The 5234-nt window shown below is 28.9% G+C and carries 5 protein-coding genes and 1 riboswitch; all 5 genes read right to left on the minus strand.

What is annotated here, in order from left to right:
• The coding region (locus J7M77_RS00165; RefSeq protein WP_296874822.1) for an energy-coupling factor ABC transporter ATP-binding protein at positions 1 to 581 on the minus strand (581 nt) is incomplete at its 3' end.
• Positions 559 to 1416: an energy-coupling factor transporter transmembrane component T gene (locus J7M77_RS00170; RefSeq protein WP_296874825.1), complete on the minus strand. Its 858-nt coding sequence runs from the start codon at positions 1414 to 1416 to the stop codon at positions 559 to 561. The genes J7M77_RS00165 and J7M77_RS00170, both read right to left, overlap by 23 nt.
• Complete coding sequence (locus J7M77_RS00175; RefSeq protein ID WP_296874827.1) at positions 1407 to 2084, minus strand: DUF4430 domain-containing protein; 678 nt, start codon at positions 2082 to 2084, stop codon at positions 1407 to 1409. Before J7M77_RS00175 ends, J7M77_RS00170 begins: the two co-directional genes overlap by 10 nt.
• Positions 2085 to 2161: 77 nt before the next feature.
• Positions 2162 to 2330, minus strand: a riboswitch (cobalamin riboswitch).
• 64 nt (positions 2331 to 2394) lie between these two features.
• Positions 2395 to 4278 carry an HAD-IA family hydrolase gene (locus J7M77_RS00180; protein WP_296874829.1) on the minus strand — a complete coding sequence of 628 codons (1884 nt, stop codon included), beginning with the start codon at positions 4276 to 4278 and terminating at the stop codon, positions 2395 to 2397.
• Between the two features lie 243 nt (positions 4279 to 4521).
• Positions 4522 to 5234 (minus strand): AAA family ATPase (locus J7M77_RS00185; protein WP_296874831.1); only part of this gene is annotated, 713 nt, incomplete at its 5' end.

Raw genomic sequence — 5234 nt, forward strand, 5'->3', positions numbered from 1 at the left:
TCGTCTAATTGATGTTCAACAAAAACAATCGTAATTCCAAAGTCATCGTTAATTTGTTTTACCATTTTGATAAATTCCTGGCGATTAATGGGATCTAACTGGGCAGTTACTTCATCTAATAAGATAACTTCAGGATTTAAAACCATTACACTAGCTAGATTTACTAACTGTTTTTGTCCACCGGATAAGCTGTTGCAATCAGCATTAACAATATCTTGTAAATTGAAATAATTAACAATCTCGCCAACACGCTGTTTCATCTGTTTTAATGGAGTATTTATATTTTCTAATCCAAACGCAATTTCATGATAAACTTTATTCATAACGATTTGATTTTCTGGATTTTGTGATATATAGCCAATATTGATATCATCTTTAATAGCATCATCAAAAATAATTTCACCACTTTGATTACCAGCCGGTGTTAAACTAGGCTTTAATTGTTTTAATAAAGTTGTTTTACCACAGCCACTATTCCCACAAATAACCAAAAATTCACCATTTTTTATTTCCAGGGAAATATCTTTTAAGCCTACTTGTCCATTTGGAAAACTAAAACTAAGATTTTTTATTTGATACATCACGTTTTTCTCCTTTAAATAACAGTGGTAAAATGATTAATGATCCTAAACAAATCATGAAAACCAAATCTAACCACTTAAAATGATAACTCATTACGATTGGATAATAATAAAAATCACGATAAAAATTAAAATAACCAACAAAACAAATAAGATCTAAAATAAAAATAATTACAATTTTCAATAAATCATCTTTTCTAAATTGATAGAGATGAAAACTACTACGATATTTTCTTCCATAACCCCTACTATTCATCGAATTAACCATATCTAACGAAGATTCAAAAGCATAAGTAACTAAGATTAACAGCATATCCAGCTGTTTTTTTATTTTGTTTTTTGATGGTAACAAATTATTAGCTTCTTTGATCTTTTGATACTGTAACTTTAACCGTTCAATTAAATTCAAGCTCATTGATATTACCAGACCTAGTGTTGGTAATATTGAACCAAACAAATAAATAACATGACTATCAGTTAAATAATATTTCATTACTTTAAAGATCGTTAGTAATGTAATTATTAGCAAGCCAAAGATAAAACCATACACAAGAGCCTGTTTAGTAATCACAAATAAGTCATTTTGATACAAAATATCATATCCTTCACTTACAAATAAAGGATTAGTTATGGTAATCAATATCAATAAACCAATATAATATTTGATCATTTTGAAAAAACTTTGGCGATCAACTTGATCAAACAAATATAAACTACTAATAAAACCAGCAATAATTACTAAATAATGACTTTGAATCACCATTAAAGTAATAATTGATAAAAAATAAACCAACAAAACGATGGGATGACTTCGTTTAAACGGTTTTATGACCATGACAAATCATTGCCTCCTTTTAACGTATACATCCATTTTATCTGATCACCTTCATTTAATTCTTTCTTCGTAGCCGCCATATTTACATACTTCCCATTGACACTATACATCCAGCCTGATGAACTGTCATATACACTATCTAATATTTTTTGCGGTAAATAAGCAATTTCTTGAACATAACCATTAGTGATCTTATAAGATATTCCCTGCTTATCACAACTACTTTTTAATAAATCCATAACTGTTGTTCCTTTTTCAACCTTAACACTATTATTAGTTAAAACAACACCGTTTTTAGGAACAAAATCACGATAACCAGGCTTAATTGAATCAAGATTATTTAATAATGTCTTACATTCAATGGTAATTGAAACCGTAATTCGATCATCAATTTGGATATTTGTAGTCTGGTTATTTGATTCTAAACTACTATTTTCCTTACTTTTGGATTTAGTTGATTCACTAACTTGTTCATTGTTTTGATCAGCTTTTTCACTTTGATCAAGATTTTCTGCGTTAGTAACTGCCTCCTGTTTTGCCACAATACCAGTTTCTTCAGTCACCTTAGCTTCTTGTTTAGTGACAACATCTCTAGTAATATTTTGGTTAGTACAGCCCGTAGTAAATAAAAGTAATAACCCTAAAATGATCTTAAATGTTTTCAACATAATAAAAATCCTTTCTAAAAAAGAGCGCATGAAAGGATTACAGTTAACATTAAATAGAACTACTCTATCATCCGTAAAGTGTATCCTAAGATAATGGCAAGTATTCCGGCTTAGATTCATCGTTTTGACACCTTCCCAGTTTCCCAGTGGTATATCGCCAAAACTCCTCTTTACGGCGGCGGGACCGCTCTTGATTTTCACAAGATTCCTTATTAATGCCATGCAACCATTAAATATGCGTGATTAAATTATTTCTCATTAATTATACATCAAAGTGATAAAAATGGAAGAAATTCTTCATTTTATCGCATTATTTAAAAATTTTAAGCAGCTCACTAATTTCTTTAATTACATGATCAGCTTTAATTTCTTCATTACCTTTAATCCCTAATGGTCCCCGATTGACCCAAACAGCTTTTAATCCATATTGTTTAGGCGCAACAACTTCCCACAAATAATGATCTCCAATCATACACACCTGATTAGCTGGTAAATTAAATAGGTTTAAAACATTTTGATATGCCTGCTTATCCGGTTTTCCAACCCCCATTTCTCCATCAATAAAAACACCATCAAATAAACTTTCTAGATCAAAGCGTTTTAACTTCTCTCTTTGGGTATTACTATCACCATTAGTAAGCAAAGCCAATAAATAACCACGTTGTTTTAATTTTATTAAAGTTGTTTTTACATCAGGAAAAACATAAATAGCAGCCTGTTTATTTTTAGCGTAATTATTAACTAAAAAACTAACTGCAGTTTCATTAATTATATTTAAATTAGCTAAAGCAACTTGTACAATTGTTTTTCTTAACTGAGCAAAGGAAAAATTTCCTTTTGGTCGTTTCTGTTCATCTTCCCAAATTGCATCATTTACCTTGATAATTTCATCAACTAATTTATCAACAGTAACATCTAGTTCAATTTCTTTAACTAACTGCTTGCATGTAAGCCTCCATGCCTGTCTAGTTACACCACCATAATTAATTAACGTATTATCTAAATCAAAAATTAATCCTTTAACATTTTCCATTTTTTCACCTTTCCTTGCTTTAAACATTCCGGCATGAGTCGTTAAGTTAAACACCTGATATTTATTAAAATAGTTTTGGAGATATTGATAAAATTGTTTTTTCTTACGATATAACGGTTCCAAATTTAAACTAAGTCCTTTAGCACTTAAAATAAATCGATATAATAAATCTAAATCCTTAACTTCATAAACTTCTTTACGTTCAAATAAATCAATCTGTTCAAAATATTTTGCCAGTTTTTCCTTTCCGTTTTCAAAACCAAAACGTTGATATAAAATTTCTTGATCAAAAGAAATTTTCGGGTCAAACTGTTTTAATATTTCATCTCTTTCTTTCATCATATCCCTTGCAATCGTTGAACAATACAACGTACCATTAGTTTTTAAAACCCGATTAATTTCCTTTAAAGCTTGATCTAAGTTATCAAAATACATCAATACATGATTAATAATAACAACATCAAAACTTTCATCATCATAAGGCAAATGATAACAATCAGCTAAATCATAGGCCTTGATTTGTGAAATAGCGTGTAATTGATTAAAGCTTTCTGCAATCATCTTTTTAGAAATATCACTTAAAGTTATTTCAATATTTTGAGGAATCAATCTTTGATTACATTTCCACAAAGTTCCATCACCACAGCCAATCTCTAATATTTTATCATTGGGATTAAATTTATAATGACTAAACATCCATTGATGAAAATTATCAGTATATTTAGTGTGCTGATGGTGAAATAATACTCTTGTTTTTAAACCATCAGCTGTTTCAAATTGAAGCTGTAGATTTTGTCTATTTTGAATATGTAGAAACTTATTATAGATTTTAGAAATACTTAGATTATCTTTCTCTTGTAATTCATCAATTAATGAAAGCATTGCTTTGATATTAGTTAATTGAATATTTAAAAGATCTTTTTGCATGATTATTTGTTCTTCCACATTTCTATCCTTGATGATATGTTTAACTTCATCCAAGGTATAACCAGCTTTTTTTAATAAATCAATTGTCTGTAAAGAAACAAAATAACTTTCATCAAGATACTTCTTTCCTTTAATTATAACGGGCTCAATTAAATTAATTTGTTCATAATATCTTAATGTCCTAATCGTTGTTCCGGCCATTTTCGCAAATTCGCGATAACTATATTTTTCCACTTTTATCACCTCGAATTAGATTATATTTTAGAACGTAACGTTCCTGTCAAGACTCAAAAGCAATTTATTATCTCTATATTAAGAATACAATATTTTACAGCTTCTATTTATCAATAATTCATTACTTAATTCTTACATTATCCTTACAATTTTCATCACATAAATTTAAATTAAAAAATATCATTCAATTACTTGAAAAGTTATTAGTCAATAAAAAAAGCAGGAAATAAATCCTGCTTACCATTACTTAGCTTTAGTAATAATGCATTGTTTCTTATAGAAAGATATGCCATAACCGATTACATTTTCATACCCTTCATCTTCTAATCCTTCAATATATTTTTGATCGATGATTTGTTCACTGGCTTTACTGCTATCTTTTCTTAATTCTCGAATACTATTTGAATGCTTGCATTCAATGACAATTGCTTCATACTGATCGTCTACAAGTACCTTTTTGATATAATTTAATGCACTCCAGGGATTATAGATAACTGTTTTGCCAAACAGATATCCGTCATACCAATCTTTCATATCCTGACGTTTACTTATCAAATTATAATAATCTAATAAACTATCGATTTCATTTTGCGTAAAACCAAAATACTCACTTGCTTCCTTGTCACTGATCGTTCTAACAGTAAAATTATTAAGACCGGTAAAGATACTTTCTTTGGTGATTCTTAAACAGCCGGTAAGAATACCTCTTTCTAAGGCATCATTGGTTTTTAATCCTGGTGAAAAGACACTTTTTAAAAAGCTGACCATTTCATCATAGTAACCATGATTAAAGGCACTTTGAAGCGGTACATCGTATTCATCAATTAAAATAATAACATTTTGATGATAGTGCTGTTGCATACATTGTGAAATACGATATAAAGATTCTTTCAAATCAATCAAACTGCTATCTCTATTTCTAAGTTTTTTTAATATATGTCTGTCTGTTTCATCAA

It is taken from the genome of Thomasclavelia sp., from assembly GCF_017889095.1.
Classification (GTDB): domain Bacteria; phylum Bacillota_I; class Bacilli_A; order Erysipelotrichales; family Coprobacillaceae; genus Thomasclavelia.